Annotated in this window: 12 protein-coding genes; all 12 read left to right on the plus strand. The window is 35.5% G+C overall.

The features are described 5' to 3' along the window. Positions 1 to 2: 2 nt before the first annotated feature. The 12 genes from L1276_RS17370 to L1276_RS17425 all read left to right on the plus strand — a co-directional run bounded on the left by L1276_RS17370 (position 3) and on the right by L1276_RS17425 (position 24,372). The gene (locus tag L1276_RS17370) at positions 3 to 2,462 is read left to right on the plus strand and encodes a polysaccharide lyase family 1 protein (RefSeq protein ID WP_253789984.1); all 2,460 of its coding nucleotides are present in this window, start codon (positions 3 to 5) and stop codon (positions 2,460 to 2,462) included. A 178-nt stretch (positions 2,463 to 2,640) separates the two neighbouring features. Next, positions 2,641 to 4,659: a glycoside hydrolase family 127 protein gene (locus L1276_RS17375; protein ID WP_253789987.1), complete on the plus strand. Its 2,019-nt coding sequence runs from the start codon at positions 2,641 to 2,643 to the stop codon at positions 4,657 to 4,659. 192 nt (positions 4,660 to 4,851) lie between these two features. After that, a complete protein-coding gene (locus L1276_RS17380; RefSeq protein WP_253789989.1) occupies positions 4,852 to 5,838 on the plus strand; it encodes a pectinesterase family protein in 987 nt (328 codons plus the stop codon). 674 nt (positions 5,839 to 6,512) lie between these two features. Continuing rightward, positions 6,513 to 9,881 carry a SusC/RagA family TonB-linked outer membrane protein gene (locus L1276_RS17385; RefSeq protein WP_253789991.1) on the plus strand — a complete coding sequence of 1,123 codons (3,369 nt, stop codon included), beginning with the start codon at positions 6,513 to 6,515 and terminating at the stop codon, positions 9,879 to 9,881. Between the two features lie 18 nt (positions 9,882 to 9,899). Continuing rightward, positions 9,900 to 11,873 carry a RagB/SusD family nutrient uptake outer membrane protein gene (locus L1276_RS17390; protein WP_253789992.1) on the plus strand — a complete coding sequence of 658 codons (1,974 nt, stop codon included), beginning with the start codon at positions 9,900 to 9,902 and terminating at the stop codon, positions 11,871 to 11,873. Between the two features lie 137 nt (positions 11,874 to 12,010). Further along, entirely contained in the window at positions 12,011 to 13,723 is a 1,713-nt protein-coding gene (locus tag L1276_RS17395) for a polysaccharide lyase (RefSeq protein ID WP_253789993.1), read from the plus strand. 291 nt (positions 13,724 to 14,014) lie between these two features. Beyond that, on the plus strand, positions 14,015 to 14,683 hold the full coding sequence (locus L1276_RS17400; RefSeq protein WP_253789994.1) for a DUF3826 domain-containing protein: 669 nt from the start codon (positions 14,015 to 14,017) through the stop codon (positions 14,681 to 14,683). Positions 14,684 to 14,811: 128 nt separating this feature from the next. Continuing rightward, entirely contained in the window at positions 14,812 to 16,518 is a 1,707-nt protein-coding gene (locus L1276_RS17405; protein WP_253789995.1) for a polysaccharide lyase, read from the plus strand. Positions 16,519 to 16,640: 122 nt separating this feature from the next. Continuing rightward, positions 16,641 to 19,793: a DUF6298 domain-containing protein gene (locus L1276_RS17410; RefSeq protein WP_253789996.1), complete on the plus strand. Its 3,153-nt coding sequence runs from the start codon at positions 16,641 to 16,643 to the stop codon at positions 19,791 to 19,793. 237 nt (positions 19,794 to 20,030) lie between these two features. Further along, positions 20,031 to 21,437 (plus strand): glycoside hydrolase family 140 protein, encoded by a 1,407-nt coding sequence (locus tag L1276_RS17415; RefSeq protein ID WP_253789997.1) that lies wholly within the window; start codon positions 20,031 to 20,033, stop codon positions 21,435 to 21,437. Between the two features lie 187 nt (positions 21,438 to 21,624). After that, entirely contained in the window at positions 21,625 to 23,199 is a 1,575-nt protein-coding gene (locus L1276_RS17420; protein ID WP_253789999.1) for a glycoside hydrolase family 28 protein, read from the plus strand. 255 nt (positions 23,200 to 23,454) lie between these two features. Beyond that, positions 23,455 to 24,372 carry a glycoside hydrolase family 43 protein gene (locus tag L1276_RS17425; RefSeq protein WP_253790023.1) on the plus strand — a complete coding sequence of 306 codons (918 nt, stop codon included), beginning with the start codon at positions 23,455 to 23,457 and terminating at the stop codon, positions 24,370 to 24,372. Positions 24,373 to 24,416: the final 44 nt, after the last annotated feature.

The raw sequence follows: 24,416 nt of genomic DNA on the forward strand, positions 1-24,416 counted from the left end.
AAATGGTAAAGAGATTAGTGTGTTCTTTTGCGCTGGCAATGCTTTTGACAGCAAATGGACAAGCACAATCAGTTCAAAATACTGATAAACAAATTGTAAAGGTTGACTTTGATTTTTTTCAAAGAAGACTTGAAGAAGTTCATGATCCTAGTTATGATTCATGGGTAATTAACGAAGGAAAAGAAGCTGAAAAATCATTTAATAATGTGTTATTTAAATTAAAAGGAAACTTTACTTCAAAATGGTATAAAGTTGGGATGAGTGCTCCACATTATAACAAATTGGGAAGTGACGGTTTGGTTACGGCTGAAAATTTAGAATTGAAAATCAGCGGATTGAAAGCGGGAAAACATACACTTTTAACTTTTCATAATGCTTTTGATGTCATTACTGGAAAAACTTTTTCCCCAATCAAAATCTTCGTTAACGGAAAACTTCAGGAAACGGTAAATGCGAGTCAGAGAGCGAATGCAAAAGTAGATGCAGCAATGGCGTATATCACTTTTAATGCTGAAAAAGGAAAAGACGTAATAGTTCGTTTTGAAATTGATCCGACTTCTAATCCAGATGTTGTTAAGCAAATTGTGATTAATGGTTTTGAAGTTGATACGCCAAACTTGATGAATCAGGCGCGTACTCCAGAACCAAAAAATAGAGATGAACATGTTGAAGTAACTAAAAGTTTAATTTTAAAATGGGATGCTCCAAATAGTGTTGCAGCGCATAATTTGTATTTTGGTGAAGACAAAAATGCTGTAGAAAAGGCAACAGAATCTTCAAAAGAATTCAAAGGAAAACTGATTGATAAAAATTTTACAGTTTCAGATTTATACAGCGGTACAACTTATTATTGGAGAGTAGATGAATTGGATAATAAAGGTGAAGTTACTCAAGGAAATGTATGGTCTTTTAAACCAGCACAATTAGCATTTCCGGGAGCAGAAGGTTACGGACGTTATGCGGTTGGTGGACGTGGCGGAAAAGTAATTGAAGTAACGAATTTAAATGACGACGGACCAGGAAGTTTACGCGATGCGATTAATCAGGAAATTGGACCAAGAACGATTGTTTTTACTGTTTCGGGTAATATAAAACTGGCTTCTAGATTAGTGGCAAATCAACCCTACATCACTATTGCAGGACAAACTGCTCCGGGTGACGGAATTACGATTAGCAGAGCTCCAATTGGATTAACTGGAAATGATGGTGTAATGAGATTTCTAAAAGTTCGTATTGGAGGAGGCAGAACATTTGACGGAATGGGATTAACGGGTGCAGATTATAGTATTATCGATCACTGCTCGATAAGCTGGACAATTGATGAGTCGTTTAGTTCACGTGGAGCGCATCACATTACGTTACAGCGAACTTTAATTTCAGAAGCGTTAAATGTTGCGGGACACGGAAAATACGAAGCTGGAAAAATGCACGGTTATGCAGCGACAATTGGCGGCGATATCGGAAGTTTTCATCATAACTTATTGGCTCACAATTACGGACGTAACTGGAGTATTGGCGGTGGTTTAAGCGGTGACGGATTCTACACTGGAAGATTGGATATTACAAATAATGTGGTGTACAATTGGGGAAAAAGAGCAACTGACGGCGGTGCAAACGAGGTAAATTTTGTAAACAATTATTATAAACCAGGAGCTTCAACAGCAATTTTTGTGGCGCTGAATGCACAGCATGAAGGCGTTGGAAAAGGTATGCAGCGTTATTATTTTGACGGAAATGTTATGCCGGGTTATTTTGATGAAAAATCTCAGGAGAAAGGAAGAAAATTTACTACAACAAATAAAGAGATCGTAGAATATGAAACTTTTGTTGATCAACCATTTTTTCCTTCATATGTAAAAACGCAATCAGCTAAAGCAGCGTATAAGGATGTGCTTTCTGATGTTGGAGCAAACCAGCCGTTTTTTGATAAACACGATAACCGAATTATTGATGAAACTTTAAAAGGAACTTTTACTTATAAAGGTAGTAAAAGCGGTTTAGGCGGAATGATCGATAACGAACAAGATGCGGGTGGATGGCCAAATTTTGTTTCAGAAACTCGTCCAGCAGATTGGGATACAGATCATGACGGATTACCAAACTGGTGGGAAAAAGCCTTTGGTTTAAACGAAAATTCACCAGCTGGAGATTTCTCAGATGCAAATCAAGATACTGACAAAGATGGATTTACACAGTTAGATAATTATTTAGACTGGTTAGCGCAGCCTCATTATTTTATCAATCTAAAAGATAAAAAGACTTTAAGTGCTGCAGATTATTTCAAAGGTTATGAAAACAAACCAGTTTATACTTTCTCTGATCTTAAAAATGGAAAAGTGGTTTTAAAAGGAAAAGAAATTCAGTTTACAACAGTTGAAAAAGGATTCGCTTCTTTCGTTCTAACCGTAAAAGATGCAGACGGAGATTCAATGAGCAGAACTATTAATTTCTTTGTAAAATAAAAAATGAGTTTGCCACGAATTACACGAATTGCACTAATTTTTTCTTTTTCTTGCCACAGATTAAAAGAATTAAAATGATTTTATACTAAATAATCTGTGCTAATCCTTTTAATCTGTGGCAAAAAAATAATTCGTGGAAATTAGTGTAATTCGTGGCAAACAAAAAAATAAATTCAAAATGAAAAAGAACATCATCATATCCTCTTTATTTCTTTCAACTGTAATCTTTGCACAGAACAAAGGTTTGGTTGCGAATTCAGAAAGTCCGTATTCTAAATTGCAGAGCGTAGGCCTGCAAGATGTAAAATGGACAAACGGTTTTTGGAAAGAACAATTTGATGTAGAAACCAAAAATACTTTGCCTTATATGTGGGATTTGTATCATAACGATGAAATTTCACATGCTTATAAAAACTTCGAAATTGCCGCAGGTTTAAGCAAAGGAACTTTCAAAGGACCTTCGTTTCATGATGGTGATTTCTACAAGATTTTTGAAGGAATGGCTGCAACTTATGCCGTTACAAAAGATAAAAAACTGGATGCCGAAATGGATAAAGCCATTGCGCTTTTCGCGAAAGTACAGCGTAAAGACGGTTATATTCACACGCCCGTTTTAATCGACGAACGCTGGGGAACTTTAGGCCCAGAAGAAGTAAAGAAACAATTGGGTTTTGAGAAATACAATATGGGACATTTAATGACTGCGGCCTGCATCCATTATCGTGCCACAGGAAAAACTAATTTCCTTAATATCGCAAAAGGTGTTGCCGATTTCTTGTATGATTTTTACAAAAAAGCTTCACCAGAATTAGCCCGAAATGCGATTTGTCCGTCTCATTATATGGGAATTGTCGAAATGTACAGAACGACTAAAAATCCGAAATATCTGGAATTAGCTAATAATCTAATCGATATTCGCGGAACTACAAATGACGGAACCGATGATAATCAGGACAGAGTTCCGTTTAGACAGCAGACAACTGCAATGGGGCACGCTGTAAGAGCGAATTACTTGTACGCAGGAGTTGCCGATTTGTATGCTGAAACGGGAGAAAAGAAATTACTATATAATCTAGAATCCATTTGGGATGATGTAACGTATCGTAAAATGTACATTACAGGTGGTTGTGGTTCTTTGTATGATGGAGTTTCGCCAGATGGAACTTCTTATGATCCAACTGTAGTGCAGAAAATCCACCAAGCTTACGGAAGACCTTTTCAATTGCCAAATGCAACGGCTCATACTGAAACCTGCGCCAATATTGGAAATGTGTTATGGAACTGGAGAATGCTTCAAATTACGGGAGACGCGAAATATGCTGATATTGTAGAATTAGCTCTTTATAACAGTGTACTTTCAGGAATGGATTTAGAAGGCGAAAAATTCTTGTATAATAATCCGCTGAATGTTTCAAATGATTTACCGTTTCATCAGCGTTGGGGAAATGAGCGTGAAGGGTATATTGCTTTATCAAATTGCTGTGCGCCAAACGTAACTAGAACTGTTGCCGAGGTTGGAAATTATGCTTATAATATCTCGAAAGAAGGTTTGTATGTAAATTTATACGGAAGTAATCAATTGAAAACAAAATCTTTAAATGGAGAAGAAATAGAAATTGAACAGCAAACGAATTATCCGTGGGACGGAAAAATAACGTTGAAAATTGTAAAAGCCCCAAAAGATTTACAAAATTTCTTTTTAAGAATTCCCGGCTGGAGTCAGAATGCGGAAGTTTCGGTAAATAATGCAAAGATTACTGATAAAATCGTTTCTGGAACTTATTTGCAATTAAACCAAAAGTGGAAAAAGGGAGATGTAATTGAATTGAATCTTCCAATGCCGGTTGAATTGATGGAAGCGAATCCGCTTGTAGAAGAAATTAAAAATCAGGTTGCTGTAAAAAGAGGGCCTCTAGTGTATTGTTTAGAATCAGATCAGCTTCCTGCAAACATTAGTGTAAACGATGTAATCTTAAATTTGAATTCTGATTTTAAAACTGATTTTACAGAATTGAAAAACAGAAAATTTATAACGATTGAAGCTAATTCTATAGTTACAACAGATAATTCTTGGAATAAAACGCTTTACAAACCTATTTCGGTAAAAGATGGAAAATTATTAACTGTAAAATTGATTCCGTATTTTGCGTGGGGAAATAAAGGAAAAGGAGAAATGACGGTTTGGATGTCGCATTAAGTTTTGGACGCGGATTAAAAACGGATTTTTAAATTTTGTCAAAGATATTAAGCGTACAGTTTGTCATTCCGAGGAACGAGGAATCACACTCGGGAATCGACAAAGATTGGATACATTCAATGGGGAGTTTCTAGTATGATCTTTCCTTAGTCAAGATGACAAAACAAGATGAATAAGTAAATTGAAAAACATATGAAATACATCCTAGCCTTATTTTTAGTATCAACACTTTCACTATCAGCACAAACGCTCGATAATAAAGTAGCATTAACTGTTGCCCAAGACGGTTCTGGAGATTTTAAAACCATTCAGGAAGCGGTAAATAATGTAAAAGATAATTCAGAGAAACGTGTTGTAATCACTATAAAACCAGGAAAGTATGTTGAGAAATTAGAAATTCCAGTTTCTAAACCATTCATTACTTTAAAAGGTATAGACCGAAATAAAACGATAATTTCATTTGATGATTATTCAGGAAAACCACTTCGAGAAGCAGATCCATCAGGTAAAAAAGAATTTGGAACTGGGACTTCTTATTCTTTTTTAATTAAAGGAAACGATTGTACGCTGGAAAATCTTACTGTCGAAAATACAGCTGGAAGAGTAGGGCAGGCGGTGGCACTTCATATTAAAAGTGATAGAGTTGCGGTAAAGAATTGCAATCTTCTTGGTAATCAAGACACACTTTATTTATCAGAAGGAAATACTCGTACGTATTTTGAAAACTGCTTTATAAACGGAACAACCGATTTTATTTTCGGTGCTGCTACGGCTTATTTTTATAAATGTACTATCGAAAGTTTAACGAACTCGTATATCACGGCAGCTTCAACTCCGCAAGGACAGACTTATGGTTTTGTTTTTGTTGATTGTAAGCTTACTGCAAAAGACAAATCGGTTGATAAAGTATTTCTTGGAAGACCATGGAGACCTTATGCACAAACTGTTTTTATCAATACAGATTTAGGTTCACATATCATTCCTGAAGGATGGAATGCCTGGATTGATACTAGATTTCCTGATAAAGACAAAACGGCCTATTATGCAGAATTTAGCAGTAAAGGCTTAAGTGCAAAAGATTTGTCTCAAAGAGTGCCTTGGTCATATCAGTTAAAAAAAGCGGATATTAAAAAATACAATCGGGATTTGGTTTTAAACGGATGGAATCCTAATAAATAATTCTAAAATTTAAATATTCCGGTTCTTAATTTTATCACAGGAACTAACTTTTATTGCATTAGAAGAAAAAAACAGATCAATTAGTCGGCAAAGCCAATAACAAAAGGGTTTTAAAAAAAAATATTGGTCAGAAATTACGTTTAAAAAAAAACTTTTTTTAGGAAATATTTAAGAATTGTTTTTTTATCCTGCTATCTTATTATTGTAAGTTTTTTACTTTTAATTATAAATTTCACCTTAAAACTGTAAGCTTTTTTTGCAAATTTAAAGCCGAGTTAACCTGCTCAAAAACAGTTTGTAACTCAGGTTATTTGCATTAAAAACAAGTAAATTTTGTTTTTAATGCGTATTCTTCGGTTTTTAATTAAAAACCCGATCTTCTATTTGATTATACTCAAACATTTCTTTCTATTTTTCTGTTTAGCTCACATATTCTTTCTATTTTTTATTAATATTGTTTTTTTGAGTAGTTTTTTTTTAGATAATGCCATTGATACAGGATAGTGCAGGACGGTTGTAATGTATCATCGTTATATTTTTGGATTATAAAAAATAAATGTATTTTTAACATTTAATTACAACGATTTCGTTTCTCTGAAATCTTAAGAATTATTTGAGATACATTTAAAACATGACTAACTAACAATAATAAACTAACCAAACAAAAAGCATTTATGAAACAAGCACTTTTAAAGAGATGTAGTTTTCTTTTGTTTACACTGATGAGTGTGCTGAGTTATGCTCAAAACTCAAATCTAGTTACAGTAACAGGAACTGTTACTGATAATGTATCAGGCCTGCTTCCGGGAGTGAACGTAACTGAAAAATCTACAAAGAATGCAGTGACGACTGATTTTAATGGTCAATTTCAAATTAAAGTAAAACCAAATGCAACTTTGGTATTCTCTTTCATCGGAATGAGAAAACAAGAGGTACCAGTTGGAACACGTACTACAGTAAATGTAAAATTAACAGAAGACGCTAATGAATTACAAAATATTGTAGTTGTTGGATACGGTACTCAGAAAAAAGAGAAACTTACCGGAGCTATTGTTACAATTAATCCAGCAGAGATTCAGGATCTTCCTGTTTCTAATTTATCTGAATCTTTAAGAGGACAGGTTGCTGGTTTGGATGTTTCTGGTGGTTCTAACCGTCCAGGAAGTGAGGCATCGCTTTCAATTCGTCAGAGTTATAGTTTTGCAAAAGATGGTGGAAATAAAGTTCCATTAGTAGTAATCGATGATATGATACAGGTCGATCCTATAACAGGTCTGGCTTCTTTAGAGACATTCAATAGATTAGATCCTTCTGAGATAGAAAGCATTACAATACTTAAAGATGCTTCTGCAGCTATATATGGTTCTCGTGCATCACAAGGAGCAATTGTCGTGAAAACTAAAAGAGGTAAATCTGGAGTAACTTCATTTTCATACTTTAGTCAATTTGCAGTAAATGATGCTATCAGTCACAGTAAAACGATGAGTGCTTATGAGTATGGTGTTTTTTCAAATCGTTTTTTTGGAGCAAAGCCTGACACTAATTTACCTCAAAATTTATTCTCTCAAACTGAGTTAGAGGAAATGAAAAGTCTTGATTATGATTGGTTAAAAGAAGCTTGGAAACCTGCAATCCAGCAAAAACACACTTTAACTGTTAATGGAGGAACTGAAAAAGCTACTTATTTTGCGGGTATTAATTACTTTACACAAGGTGCAAATTTAGGTAAGCAAGATTATAATAAGTGGAATTTCCGTACTGGTATGACGGCAAAAATCAGCAGTTCATTAGATTTTTCTGCAGCTGTTTCTGGAAACTCTGGAGATATTGAAAAATCATTTACTAAAGCATCAGCAAATATCAGTGATGGTAGTTATGCAACTTATGCTGGCGGCGAGCAGGCTGATTATGGTTTTTTACTTCATATGCCTAAATATGTGCCTTGGGAGACAACTGTAAATGGACAGCAATATTATATGTCTCCTTTTCCACGTACAACTGGAACTTTAGGAAGTGCAAATATTAATAGTAATATAGCAGGGTGGAATTATTTTGCGACTGTAAATAATGGATCAAAACAAGTTTCAAGCGATTTTTCATATAATGTAAATATGTCGTTAAACTATAAAGTTCCATTTATTAAAGGATTATCTTTAAAAGGTACTTATTCTAGAACTCAGAGTAACGAAACTACAGAACAAATTCAATTACCTTACGATTTAGCAAGAATAATTGGATATCAGCTTCAGGATCGCCACTTAGCCAGTGCGGCGCAGCCAAATACGATTGTTAGTTCAACTAATAACTACTATCAGATTGAAACTAACGTTCGTAATTCAAGAGTGTATTATGATAGTTTTAATTCTAAAGCTGTCCAAGCCAACTTTTTTGCAGATTATAACAGAACTTTTGATAACCATGAGGTTGGAGCAATGTTTTCTGTTGAGCGTTCAGAATCAGAATACAACAGTACACGTTTAGCTTACGAAAACACAGGTAAAGATTATGCAGGCTCTTATCAAACAGCAGGAACATTATCTACATCTAATTCAACAGCTCTAAAAGGTGAATCAGGAACTTTATCTTATTTAGGACGTGTAAATTATAGCTATAAATCGAAATATATGCTTCAGTTTCTTTTTAGAAGTGATGCTTCTACAAAATTTGCACCAGAAAATTACTGGGGATTCTTCCCTTCACTTCAGGCAGGTTGGATTGTTTCTAAAGAAAAATGGTTTACAGATAATGTATCATGGATTGATTTCTTAAAAGTACGTTATTCGATTGGTAAAACTGGAAATGATAACGTGAAGGCTTGGAGATGGATGAAACTTTACGATGTTGTAGCAGACAAAGGATTCCAATTTGGAAGTAATGGAGGAGTATTAGCAAGTGGTATAACACCAAGAGTTGATCCAAACAGAAATGTAGGATGGGATACTACAATAAAAAACAACTTAGGTTTTGATTTAACTTTACTTAAAAACAGATTAACATTTTCATCTGATTTTTACTATGATCAGGCAAAAGAAATGTTAACAGGTATGGCTCAGGCTGTTGGTGTTCCTATTTCTGTAGGGGGAGGATTCGCTGAAGAAAATTATGGAGCAGTTGATTCTTGGGGAGCTGAATTTAATTTAGGATGGAAAGATAATCTGACTAAAAACTTCAGTTATAACGTAGGAGTAAACTTTGCACTATCTGATAATGAGGTTAAAAGATATCCTACGGCAGCATTCCAGCACCCTTCGGCTAATGTAGCAATGGTAGGAGAGTCTCAGTTTTACCCGGCTTGGGGATTTAGAACATGGAAAGGTACATCGACAGGAGATGGAATTTTACGAACAGATGAGGATGTGGCAAATTATTGGTCTTATTTAACAGAGCGTGCAGTAGCTGCTGGTGGACAGCCAAACTACTTGGGAGTTAACTCTATTACAGGTATGAGACGAGGAATGCTTGCTTTTGAAGACGTAGCAGGTCAGTTTAATGATAAAGACGGTTCTCAAGCAGGACCAAATGGACAAATTCAAGATAAGGAAGATTTAGTAAAATTGGTTAAGAAAAACAGATCGTATGGTTTTACTACCAATTTAGGAGCAAAATATAAATCGTTTTTCTTTAAAACACAAATAGCAACATCTTGGGGAGGATATCGTGCCATTGACGTGGTAAAACAAGGATTAGGATCACAGCACAATATGTGGGCTCACGAAAGTTACTGGAACGATATGTATTCTGATGATAATCCAAATGGTAAATATCCTAATTTAGCTTTTCCTGAATCTGTAGCAGTTGCATCTGATTTCTGGCAGTTAGATACTTTCCGTTGTACAGTAAGAAATATAACATTAGGATTTGAACTTCCAAAAGAGCTTTTAGACAAAATTAAGATCTCAAAATGGTCAGTAGGAGTAACAGGTAATAATCTTTGGGATTTATACAATCCTTATCCAGATCATTATCGTAATATGTACGACAATTCTTCTGCAAATTTTCCAACGCTTAGAACATGGGCAGTTACTTTAAACATTGCATTCTAATTTTAACTACAAAAGAAGATGAAACTAAAAATTAATAAATATATAACTGTAGCGCTTTTAGCAGTGCTTAGTACTTCATGCAGCGATAATTTCCTGGAAGAAAAGAAAAATTACGGTACCGTAGATGATACCTTTTATGAAAGCCAGGAACGTGCTACCTGGTATATCAACAATGTTTATTTGGATTATTTTCAGGCGTTTAAATCTCCTATTCAAAATTTAGTTGGTTCATATACAGATGCAAACTCTAAATTAACTGAAGAAATAGGAGGTATACAGCCGCTTGTTAATCCAACCATTACCTACATAAACGCAGCCGATGGATCAGGATATTACGGAGGTAAACTTGAAGATAAAATAAACAACGTACCGTATAACAGAATTCGTGATTGTAATTCTTTTATTCAGGACATCGATATTAAAGGTGTTAATTTAGACAAGACATTTCGCGATCAGGCAAAAGGACAGATGTATTATTTACGTGCTATTCAGTATTTTGACTTAATGCGTGTTTATGGAGGTGTTCCTATTATTACAGAAGTTCAAAAACCAAGTGCTATTGATGAAGCTATTAAAGTTCCTAGAGCTAAAGTTTCAGAAGTAGTAGCTCAAATTGTAAAAGATTTAGATATGGCAGCAAGTTTGTTGCCAAAAAGCTGGCCTGCTGAATATGGACGTGTAACTAAGGGAGCAGCTATGGCTGTGAAATTAAGAGTTTTATTGACTTATGCAAGCCCATTATTCAATAAAAATTGGGATGGATCTAATGAGCGCTGGGATGCAGCATTAAAAGCTGGTCTTGAAGCTGAGGCTGAATTATCTGCCTCTGGTCATGCTTTAGTAGGGAATAATGCCAAAGACTGGGAGAGAATGTTTGTTACTGGCGCAGCCAATAATGCTCCGAGTCCAGAAGCAATTACGGTACAGCTTTTAGGAACAAATACAACTAACGTTGGTATGAGTAACTCTTGGGAAAGAGGGATTCGTTTAATCAGTCAGGGAGGACCTGGTGCTATGGAAGCTCCTAAAGAAATGATAGATTTATTTCCAATGGCTGATGGTTCAAGACCAACTGCAGCCAATGGCTATGATCCGTTTCTTTTCTTTCTTAAACGTGACCCAAGATTCTACAGAACATTTGCTTTCTCTGGTGTAAGATGGGATTATAAGGAAAATGCTAAACCGGTTGTATGGGCTTATCGTTGGGAAGATAAAGATAAAAAATTCTACTACAGTGATAATAACAATGAAACGAGTCCTGCATTAGTTAGAAAAATGACAGATTTAACAGCTTCTAACACTAGTAGTTTTCAATATTCTGGAACTGATATTTATGAGTACAGATATGCAGAGTTATTATTAAATATAGCAGAATGTTATGCTGCTTTAGGACAGACTGGAAATACTATTGCTTATTTAGGACGTATTAGAAACCGTGTAGGTATTCCTGCAGGAAACAATTATGGAATTGGTACTTTAACAGATAAATACGCTGCTATTGAAGCCGTTTTATATGAGCGTAGAGTAGAGCTTGCATATGAAGGTAAACGTTACTGGGATGTACAACGCTGGATGCTTTATGATAATGATGTTCTTCCTGGTGTAGCCGGAGGTACAGTAAGTAAATTAGGGCTTACGCCAATTAATGGTACACAGCGTACTGGAAACTATCTTCAATTTAAGAATATTACAACAACAGCTGCAGATCCTTTAGCAACTGCTCGTGCTTCTATTTCTGCAGATCCTGATTCAGCTAATTTTCAAACACAGTTAACAGCTTTAGCGACTTTTTATACAAATAACTTTGTTTTGGCTGCACCGCCAACTCCAATGGACCAAGTTAATAATCAGCCTGTAAAACTTAAATTTAATCCAAATTATTATTTAATGGGATTACAAGCGACTGTTCTATCTCAAAATCCTTGGTTGACACAAAATATTGGTTGGAAAGACGGATCTGGAGGAGAAGGAACTTTTAATTACCAAGAATAAAATAATCAATAGAAAATTTCTGATTATTAAGGAAATTCTATTAATCAAACAATAATAAAATGACAAACTTTTCACCTGTATTCGTCAAAAGATACAGGTGATTTGTTTAAAAAGAATTACCACAACTACAAATTAACATGAAAAATTCCGTATTATTTATCGCATCATCTCTGCTTTTTTTAGGAAGTGCAAAATGTTTTGCCCAATATCCAAAGATAAGTCCAGAAGTTCAGGCTCAGGAAAAAGCTATTAAAGAAGAAGCTCAAAGACTTTCTGATGAAGCTTGGACAAAAGCTTTAGTAGTTATTGAAGAAGAAGCAAAACATGGAAAACCTTATATTCCGTGGGCAGCAAGACCAACAGATTTACCTCAGGCAGAAATTCCTGCTTTTCCAGGTGCTGAAGGTGGAGGTATGTACACTTTTGGAGGCCGAGGCGGAAAAGTGTATACGGTAACAAGTCTAGAAGACCGCGGACCAGGAACTTTACGTGAAGCCTGCGAGCAAGGAGGAGCGAGAATAATAGTGTTTAATGTTGCTGGAATTATCAGATTGAAAAGTCCGTTGATTATACGTGCGCCTTACATTACAATTGCAGGACAAACAGCTCCTGGAGATGGTATTTGTATCGCTGGAGAATCAACTTGGATTGATACGCATGATGTAATTATCAGACATGTACGTTTCCGTCGTGGAGAAACTTTTGTAGGCCGTCGAGATGATGCTATCGGAGGAAATCCTGTTGGAAATATCATGATCGATCACGTTTCTGCAACTTGGGGATTAGATGAAAACATGTCAATCTATAGACATATGTACAATCCAGGAGCAGGATATCCAGATATAAAAGTAGGAACTGTAAATATTACAATCCAAAATAGTTTATTCGGAGAAGCTTTGGATACTTACAATCACGCTTTTGGAAGTACTCTGGGTGGAGAAAACTGCTCTTTCATGAGAAATATGTGGGCAAATAATGCAGGAAGAAACCCTTCAATCGGTTGGAACGGAATTTTCAATTTTGTGAATAACGTAGTTTTTAACTGGTACAATAGATCTACTGATGGTGGAGATTATACTGCTAATTACAATATTATCAATAACTTCTATAAACCAGGACCAGTTACCGATTTGACACAGCCAATCAGCTATAGAATTTTAAAACCAGAATCTGGAAGAAGCAAATTACCTTATGTGGTTTTTGGAAGAGCTTACGTAAACGGAAATATTATTAACGGAAACGAAAAAGTGACTAAAGACAATTGGGACGGCGGTATTCAGCTTGAAAATAAAAAAGGGGAATTGATGACGTATGATGAAGCAAAAGAGTATTTCGCTAAAATGAAAACTGACAAACCTTTTCCAATGCCATGGTTCCGTCCATTCATGAAAGCGGACGAAGCATATGAGTTTGTATTGAAAAATGTTGGAGCAACGCTGCCAATTAGAGATAAAGTAGACGAAAGAATCGTAAGAACAGTAAAAACTGGAGTTCCAGAATATGCAAAAGGATTGGAGAAAAAAGAATTCTATCAATTTGAACACAGACGTTTACCGATGGATTCTTATAAAAAAGGAATTATTACCGATATTTCTCAAGTGGGAGGATATCCAGAATACAAAGGAAAACCTTATTTGGATACAGACAAAGACGGAATGCCGGATGCATGGGAGAAAAAATACGGTTTAAACCCGAACGATCCATCTGATGCGCAAGGAGATTTAAACGGAGACGGATATACTAATATTGAAGATTACATCAACGGTGTAAATCCTGCCATAAAAGTAGATTGGAAAGATTTAGCTAATAACAAAGAAACTTTAGTTAGACCTTTATTAGATTTAAAATAAGGAATGATTTTTGAAAACATTCTTGTTTCAGAGTAAAAAGGAATGTTTTCGAAAATAGCCTGAAAGGCTCAAAGCACTAACATAGGACAACGTCCTATGTATAACAATAAAGAAAGAAAAAAAGCCCTGAAAGGGCGAAAGCAATTAATGATGTGCAGCTTATAAAGGCTTACGCCCTTTCAGGGCTATGTCTATATGAATTGTGAGTCATAGGATGTTATCCTATGGTGTTGCTTAAAGGCCTTTGGCCTTATGATTGAGTTAAAAGAAATAACTAAAAAAGGAAAGACAATGGCACTAAATAAAATAAATGTAGCCTTATTATCGCTGGTTTTCGCATTTTCAACTTTAAATGCACAACAACATTTAGATCCTGAATATGTAAAAGTTACTAACGAAAGAGCTGCAAAAATCGTTACCAAATTAGATTTGAAAAACGAAGTAAAAGAAAAAGCAGTTTCTAATACAATAGCACAGCAATTCAGAGATTTAAGCGAAATTCAGGACGGAAGAGACGCTGAAATTAAAAAAGTGAAAGAAGATACTTCTTTAGCAAAAGAAAAACAAAACGAGAAAATTGATAAACTGAAAGCAAAAGCCGATGAATCAATTGCAAAACTTCATAAATCTTACATCAAAAAATTAGGTAAAGAATTATCAGAAGATAAAATTACTGAAGTTAAAGATGGAATGACTTACGGCGTGCTTCCAATAACAGTTGCTGGTTACAACGACATGCTTCCAAATTTAACAGCAGAACAAAAAGACTACATCTACAAAGCTTTAGTTGAAGCCAGAGAACACGCAATGGACGCAGGTTCATCTAAAGAAAAGCACGGCTGGTTTGGTAAATATAAAGGAAGAATCAACAATTATTTATCTAAAGAAGGTTACGATCTAAACAAAGAAAGTAAAGATTGGCACGAACGTGTTGAGCAAAGAGAGAAAGCTAAGAATTAGTCATTAGTTGCTAGTAAATAGTGATTAGCTTTTTAAAATTCATTAATGAATGTTTTAACTAATCACTAATTTCTAAGAGTTAATCAATAAAAACTGAGGACTAATTACTAATCACTAAGAACTAAAAAATGCAAAATATTTTCCCAAAACATACTTTAAAGAGAACATTTATGGCGTTGTCATTTTGTTCACTTGTATCATCGGCATATGCGCAATATCCTGTAATTCCAAAACCTGTTCAGGAAAAAGCGGATGCTATTTTAGCTGACGAAGAAAAAAGGCTGAGCGAAATATGGAATGCTAATCTTCATATAATCAAAGAAGAAGCAAAACAAGGAAAACCCTATTTACCTTGGGCATCCTATCCAAAAGATTTTGTTTTGGCAGATATTCCTGCTTTCCCGGGTGCTGAAGGCGGTGGAGCATACACACAAGGTGGTCGTGGCGGAAAAATATTTGTGGTTACGAGTTTAGAAGACAGCGGAAAAGGAACTTTTCGTGAAGCCTGTGAAGCGGTTGGAGCGAGAACAATTGTTTTCAACGTTTCGGGAATTATTCAATTGAAAAAAAGAATCAGCATGCGTGCGCCTTACGTGACCATTGCTGGGCAAACTGCTCCTGGTGACGGAATTTGCATTGCCGGAGAAACTTTAGAAATTGATACTCATGACGTTATTATTCGTCATATGCGTTTCCGTCGTGGAGCTACAGAAGTAACGAGAAGAGACGATGCATTAGGAGGAAATCCAATGGGAAATATCATTGTAGATCACTGTTCGGTAAGCTGGGGATTAGACGAAAATATTTCTTTATACAGACATCAATTTGCAGCTAATGCAAAATCAAAACTGGAAAAATTACCAGCTTGTAATATCACGATTCAAAACACTATTTCATCAGAAGGTTTGGATACGTACAATCACGCTTTCGGAAGTACAATTGGCGGATTAAATAGTACTTTTATGCGCAACTTATGGGCCGACAACATTTCTAGAAATGCTTCTATCGGAATGTATGGCGACTTTAATTTTGTGAATAACGTAGTATTCAATTGGTGGAATCGTACGCTTGACGGTGGCGATTATCGTTCGATGTTAAATATCATCAACAACTATTTCAAACCTGGTCCAATAACGCCACAAAACGAACCTATTTCGCATAGAATTGTAAAACCTGAATCTGGTTATATTGAGCCAAAACAATACGGAAGAGCTTATGTTTCAGGAAACTTTATTGTTGGTTCTCCTGAAGTTACAGCTGATAACTGGAATGGCGGAGTACAATTGGAAAACCTTCCAGAAGCAGAAACAAAAGAATTTTTAGCAGCTATCAAACAGCCAAAACCTTTTTCAATGCCAAAATTCAATATCATGTCTGCAGAAGAAGCTTATGATTTTGTTTTGACTAATGTTGGAGCAACAATTCCGAAAAGAGATGCTGTTGATGAGAGAATTATCAAGCAGGTTAAAACAGGAAAAATCGAAGTAAAAGACGGTTTAGAGAATAATATCGGAAAAGAATATATTAAAAGAAGATTACCTGTCGATTCTTATAAAAAAGGAATTATAACACATCCTGATCAAGTTGGAGGATATCCGACTTACAAAGGAAAAGCATACAAAGATTCAGATAATGATGGAATTCCAGATGCTTGGGAAAAGAAATTTGGTTTAAATCCGAATGATGCTTCAGATGCTAATAAAGATGCAAACGGAGACGGTTATACCAACATCGAGAAATATTTTAACGGAATCGATCCAAAAAGTAAAACAGATTGGACGAAAACGGAAAACAATACGGATACTTTGGCGAAGCTGAAATCATTGTTGCAATAAGAGTTAGAAAATAGAGTAAAGAATATAGAAAATAGACATTAGAAAAAATGATTTAGCTTTGAAGAAATCTATATTCTTTACTCTATTTTCTATATTCTAAACATTTCTAAAAAAATAATAAGGTGAATTTTACCCAGTTAAAAAATACAATCTCCCTTCAAAAAGATAAAATAGTTTTGTCTGGTTTGGCGATGCTTTTCAGTATAAACATCACAGCCCAAAACAATTTCCCAGATATCATCAAAACCAAAGAAGGAAAACTTTCTTTTACAACAGATAATCAAGGAAATCAAATCCCTGATTTTTCTTTTGCAGGATATCGAAACTCAGAAGTTGCCATTCCGAATCTAGACAACAAAATTTTTGTTTCTCAGCAAGAAGAAGATGCAACGCAGAAAATCCAAAACGCAATTGATTATGTAAGTTTATTAAAACCAGATAAATCAGGTTTTCGCGGAGCAGTTTTGTTAGACAAAGGAACTTTCAAAATCAGCGGAACATTATACATCAGGAAATCGGGAGTAGTTTTAAGAGGAAGCGGAAATTCCGAAAACGGAACCGTACTTTTAGGAACCGGATTAGAAAGAGAAGCTTTAATTAGAATTTTAGGTATAAACGATAAAGTGTATAAAGATTCATTCGAATTTGCAAACGCTTATACGCCACTTGGAATGCAAAAAATCCAATTAAAAAACACTTCAAAATTAAAAGTTGGAGACGAAATCGAAATCAGTAAACCTTTAACGGATAATTTCATTAAAGAAGTAAACATGCAGGATTTCGGCGGAGAAACTTCTTGGATTGGATGGAAAAAAGGCGATTGGATTACAACTTGGAATCGTGTCGTTACCAAAATTAACGGAAACGAAGTAACGGTAAACGCTCCAATCACAATGTCTTTGGATGATGTTTTCGGAACTTCAAAAGTAACCGTTTATTCATGGCAAGGAAGAACTGAAAATAACGGAATTGAGAATGTCTTACTAAAATCAACCTACAATCCTTCAAATTTAAAAGACGAAGAGCATAGATGGCAGGCCATCAGCATCGAAAATACCAGAAATGCTTGGGTAAAACAAGTTAATTTCAAGCATTTTGCAGGCGGCGCGGTTACGATTTTAAAAACAAGTCAGCAAATTACAGTTGAAGATTGTATTGCAACAGAACCAATTTCAGAAATCGCTTCATTTAGAAGACATACCTTTTATACCGAAGGGCAGCAGACTTTATTCCAGCGTTGTTACTCCGAATTGGGATATCATGATTTTGCTGTAGGCGGATTCGGAACAACAGGTCCAAATGCGTTCGTACAATGCGAATCACATTTACCATTCGAAAACAGTGGCGCAATCGGAAGCTGGGCAACAGGAGTTTTATTTGACATTGCCAATATCGACGGAAAAGCATTAAGTTATAATAACAGAGAACAAGGCGGAAGAGGAGCAGGATGGACAACAGCTAATTCTGTAATCTGGGAATCATCGGCATCAAAAGTAGAATGTTATAGTCCGCCAACAGCACAAAACTGGGCTTTTGGAGTTTGGGGACAATTTGGAGGAAACGGACATTGGAAAAACGTAAACGAACATATCAGTCCAAGAAGTTTATTCTACACACAACTAGAAGCCAGATTAGGAAAACTTCCAATTCAGCCTTTTATCTATGATTTAGGTTCAGAAGCTTCTTCAAGTCCGAGTGTAGAAGTTGCTGCAGAATTGACTAAAAATTCAGCAACAACGGCAAAAAGTTTACAAGAATTGATTGCAGAAGCTTCAAAAGCAAATCCGATAAGTACAAATAATAAAGGCTTAAAAAATGCAAACGATTTAAAAGTTGCTTCAAATAAAACAGAAAAATCAGATTCAAAAGTAACAACTCAAAACGGCTGGTTAACTTTTGAAGGAAAAGTTATTGCAGGAAAACAAACCAACGTTGCATGGTGGAGAGGCGATTTAACGGACGATTTCGTAAACAAATCAACACCACACATTACTCGTTTTGTACCTGGAAGAACAGGAAACGGATTGACGGATAAAATTCAGGAAACAGTTGATTATTTAACTAAAAATAATATTGTTTCCTTAGAACATAATTATGGTTTGTGGTACGACAGAAGAATGGATGATCACGAACGCGTACGTCGAATTGATGATGATGTTTGGCCTCCGTTTTACGAACAACCTTTCGCGAGAAGCGGAAAAGATTTCGCTTGGGATCATTTGAGCAAATACGATTTAACAAAATTCAACGATTGGTATTGGAGCCGTTTAGCGCAGTTTGCGACGCTTGCAGAACCAAACGGACAATTATTAATCAATCAGCAATATTTTCAGCATAATATTTTAGAAGCTGGAGCGCATTGGGCAAGTTCACCTTGGCGTTCAGCAAACAATATCAATAGTACAGGATTTCCTGAACCACCGCCTTACGCAGGAGACAAACGTATTTTCATGGCAGAGCAGTTTTACGATATTACCAATGTTCAAAGAAGAAAATTGCACGAAGGTTTTATCAGAAAATCGTTCGAAAACTTTCAGGAAAACAGCAACGTAATTCAGTTAACAAGCGCCGAGTATACAGGTCCGTTACATTTTATGGAATTTTGGTTAGACCAAGCTCAAAAATGGAAAGACGAAACAGGCAAAAAAGGATTAATTGGTTTAAGTGCCACCAAAGATGTTCAGGATGCTATTTTAAATGATGCCAAAAGAGTAAAAACCGTTGATATAATCGATATTCGTTATTGGTATTACAAAGAAGATGGTTCAGCATACGCTCCGCAAGGAGGCGTAAATTTAGCGCCAAGACAGCACGCCAGAAAACTAAAAACCGGAAAAGAAACAGATAATCAAGTTTATCGTGCCGTTCGTGAATACCGAGAAAAATATCCTGAGAAGGTCATTTTATATTCAACAGATGGTTCTTCAAGATTTGGATGGCCGGCTTTAATGGCGGGAGCTTCAATGTCCAACATTCCAAAAATCGAACTTTCTGAATTTTATGCCGCTTTAAGCGAAATGAAATTAGTTGATGGAAATACGTTTTCAGATAATATCTGGAAACTGGAAAACAAAGGAAAAAGCTATCTTTTTTATTTGAAAAACGATCAAGATATCACAATCGATTTATTAAATGAAAAAGGAACATTTGAAGTATTTGCAATCAATGCTTCAACAGGAAATATAACGAAAAAAGCCAACATCAGCGGAGCAAAGCAAGTCACAATTCCACAAGCGGAAATAAAAGAAAAAGTGCTTTTTGTATTGAAAAAATAGTTAGGCACAGATTTCACAGATTAAAAAGATTAAAATAAAATCTGCGAGAGTAAATTTTCACGCAGATTTAAAAAAAGATTTAAGCAGATTTAGCAGATTTTTTAAATTTTAATCTGCGTAGATCTGCCAAAATCAGTAAAATCTGCGAGAGAAATATAAAGACAAAGCTTGGAAAATCCATTAAATCAGTATAATCTGTGGCAAAAAAATAAAAACACAATTCAAAAACAAACCAAAATGAATCTGAAAATTAAATCTTTATACGCTCTTTGTATAAGCTTTATGTTTACAGCACAAAGCGGATTTTCGCAATCTGCCAAAACAAAAGCATCTCTGCCTGAAATCAAAGTTTCTAAAAATCAGCATTATTTTGTTACCGAAAACGAAAAACCATTTTTCTGGCTAGGCGATACAGGCTGGCTGGCATTCGGAAAACTAGACAGAGCAGGAGTAGAGAAATATTTTAAAGATAGAAAAGACAAAGGATTTAATGTCGTTCAGGTAATGGTTTTGCACAACATCAATGCTGTTAATGTTTATGGTGATGCTGCTTTAATCAACGAAGACGTTTCGAAACCTTTGATTACGGCAGGAAATGATTTCAAAAAGCCACAAGAATACGACTACTGGGATCATGTAGATTACACTTTAGACGTGGCTCAGAAAAATGGAATTTACGTTGCTATGGTTCCAGTTTGGGGAACCAACGTTTCAAAAGGAAATAAAGTAAGCAAAGAACAGGCAACTGAATATGCCAAGTTTTTAGCTAACCGATATAAAAACAGAACCAACGTAATTTGGTTAAACGGTGGAGACACACACGGAAATGAATTTCAGGACATCTGGAATTCTATCGGGAATACTTTAAAAACAAATAATCCAAATCAATTAGTGACTTTTCATCCGTTTGGAAGAACCGATTCTTCAGAGAATTTCCACAACGAAAAATGGCTGGATTTCAATATGTTCCAATCCGGACACAGAAGATACGATCAGGATTCAGTGAAAACGAATTTCAAAGAAGACAATTACAAATTCGTTATAAGAGATTTCGAATTAAAACCAACAAAACCAACACTTGACGGAGAACCATCTTATGAAGGAATTCCACACGGTTTGCACGATACTTTACAACCAAAATGGACCGCAAGTGATGTACGCCGTTACGGATATTGGTCGGTTTTATCAGGCGGTGCAGGTTACACGTACGGACATAACGCTGTCATGCAGATGTTCAGAAAAGGGGATAAACCAGCTTACGGAAACAAAGAGTTATGGACATCAGCGATTAATGCGCCTGGAGCAAAACAAATGGTTTATATTAAGAAATTAATGGAAGAAGTACCGTTTTTAGAAGGAGTTCCAGATGTTTCATTAGTAGTGAATCAAGGTGAAAAATACGATTATATTCCAGCCATAAGAGGTGAAAAATACGCTTTATTATACACGTACAACGGAAGAATAATAGAAGTAAAACTAGGAAAAATTGCTGGTGATAAATTTGAAGCGACTTGGTACAATCCAAGAAATGGCAAGAAAACTAAAATCGGAACATTTGATAATAAAGGAAGTCAAAATTTTCAGCCAGAAGGGAAAAAAGAAGATGGCAATGACTGGGTTTTGATTTTGAAGTCTACTAAGTAATTAGTAAAAAGTAATTAGTGAAATGTAACTCGTGAGTAAGTAATCACGAACTATCCACAATCTTGTCATCCTGACGAAGGAAGGATCACACTAGAAACTCGACAAAGATTGAACAATTACTTTACGGAATTTCTAGTGAGATTCCTCGTTCCTCGGAATGACAAAAAATGAGTAAAACAACACAACTATGAAAATTAAAAACATACTAATAATACTCTGCTTTATAACCGGACTAAACACCGCTTTCGCAAACGACGGCTGGTTAAACATCTTAAAAGAAGGCGGAAACAACAAAGGAATAAAATGTACACAAGCCATTCAGAATGCCATCGAAAAAGCATCTAAAAATGGCGGAGGAACTATCTTTTTTCCAGCAGGAGAATACTTAACTGGAGCATTAACATTAAGAAGCAACATTACCATTCACTTAGATTCAGGAGCACTTTTAAAGTTTTCAGAGAACTTCGATGATTTCCTTCCTTACGTAGAAATGCGTTACGAAGGAATTGTAATGAAAAGCTTCCAACCCTTATTTTATGCAAAAGACGTAGAAAACATCACAATCACAGGAAGAGGTATAATCGACGGACAAGGAAAAGCATGGTGGAATGAAGTGTACCGAATAGAAACAGCTAAAGAACCACTTCCTCCAACTAAATACCAAACCATGTGGGAAGAGCAAAACAAAGGCCTTTACACAGAACCGTATTACAAAAGAACGGTGGACAAGAAATTCTTCAGACCTTCTTTTTTTCAGGCTTACAACTGCAAAAATATTTTAATAGAGGGCGTAACCTTTCAAAATTCACCTTTCTGGACCATTAACCCGGAATTCTGTGATAATGTAACGGTTACAGGAATTTCGATTTTCAATCCGCATTCGCCGAATACAGACGGAATTAATCCTTCTTCTTGCACCAATGTTCACATTTCAAATTGCCATATCAGCGTAGGAGACGATTGTATTACCATTAAATCAGGTAGAGACGGCGACGGACGTAAATACGGAAAAGCAACAGAAAACGTCACCATTACAAACTGTACCATGTTAAGCGGTCACGGTGGAGTAGTAATTGGAAGCGAAATGTCAGGCGGAATCAAAAAAATCACGATTTCAAATTGTGTTTTTGATGGAACAGATCGCGGAATCCGTATCAAATCGGCTCGCGGAAGAGGTGGAGTTGTAGAAGATATTCGTGTTGATAATATCGTCATGAAAAATATCAAAGAAGAAGCTATCGTTTTGAGTCTTTTTTACGATAAAGGAACTACAGTTGAACCTGTAACGGAGAAAACGCCGATTTTCAGAAACATCCACATGAGCAATATTACGGCTTCAAACGTAAACAAAGCTGGACAGATTTTAGGAATTACCGAAATGCCAATTCAAAACATCACTTTCTCGAACATCAATATGGATGGAAAAGAAGGTTTTACTGTGAGCACGGCAACAGATGTAGAATTTCATGATGTAAAAGTAAACGCAACTGTAGGTTCGTCTTTCAAAATATCAGATTCAAAAAATGTGATTTTAGACAATGTTGGTTCTTCAACAGCTATAAAAGGAGTTCCGGTTATTAAATTAGATAATGTTTCGAATGTTTTGATCAATAATAATTTTCCATTCAATCCAACCGATATTTTTATCGAAGCGGATGGAAAAGACACTAAAAACATTTTCTTGAAAAACAATGTTTTAAACAACGTAACAACGAAAGTCAAAAAAGGAACTTCTTTAGATAAAAAAGCAATTATAGAATAGTACGCTCCTGCAAGGTTTTCAAAACCTTGTAGGGATTTAAAAAATTATATTTAGAAGCAGAAACAATTGGTATTTTTGGAAGCATAGTCCCGCTTTCCGTTACAATCTTTTGTGCCGAACACCGGCACAAAAGGATTTTCACTGCAATCAGGGCTAGAGAGAAAGATCTGGCTTTTTTGAAATTAATAGGTTTTTGGATTAAACTTAAAATATATCTACGAGGTTTTGGAAACCTCGCAGGAAAGAAAACAAGACATGAAAAAAATATTCATCATAGTAACCCTTTCTCTTTTTGCAATAAGTTATTCGCAGAAAAAGAAAGATTTATATCTTTTTACGTCGTTTAGAGAACCTGCAACAGAAGGTTTATATTTGGCATACAGCGAAGACGGTTACAACTGGAAAGGATTAGAAGGTTCATTTTTAAAACCCGAAATTGGAGCCAGCAAAATCATGCGTGATCCGTCGATAACAAAAGGAGGCGACGGAACGTATCACATGGTTTGGACAACAGATTGGAAAGGTGGAAATGGTTTTGGTTACGCAAGTTCAAAAGATTTGATTCATTGGTCAGAACAGCAATATATTCCTGTAATGAAAAACGAACCAGAAGTCGTAAATGTTTGGGCGCCTGAAATTTTTTATGATGATGTAAAAAAAGAATACATAATTATCTGGGCATCGACAATTCCGTTCCGATTTCCAAAAGGAGTTGAAGAAGAGAAAAATAACCACAGAATGTATTATGTAACGACTAAAGATTTCAAAGTGTTTTCGGATACAAAATTATATTACGATCCAGGTTTCAGTGTAATCGATTGTGTGATTGTCAAAAAAGGAAAGAAAGATTATGTTTTGGTTTTAAAAGACAATACAAGACCAATGCGAAACATAAAAGTAGCTTTCGGAAAATCACCTTTAGGTCCGTTTCAAAAAAGTTCTGAGCCTTTAACCGAATATTTATCAGAAGGCCCAACAGTAGTGAAAGTCGATAAAAACTGGTTGTTGTATTATGACAATTACGGTTCAAAAAATTATAAAGCGCTAAGCACAACAGATTTTGTTCATTTTGAAGATGTATCATCCAAAATAAGCCTTCCCAAAGGACAGAAACACGGAACGATTACAACAATTTCAGAAGATGTTTTAAAAGGATTAATTGAAAAGAAATAAATTATCTCCAGCAGACCTAACAGGTTTTTAAAACCTGTTAGGTC

The sequence above is a fragment of the Flavobacterium sp. HSC-32F16 genome (genome assembly GCF_024171645.1).
In the GTDB taxonomy this organism is placed as follows: Bacteria; Bacteroidota; Bacteroidia; order Flavobacteriales; family Flavobacteriaceae; genus Flavobacterium.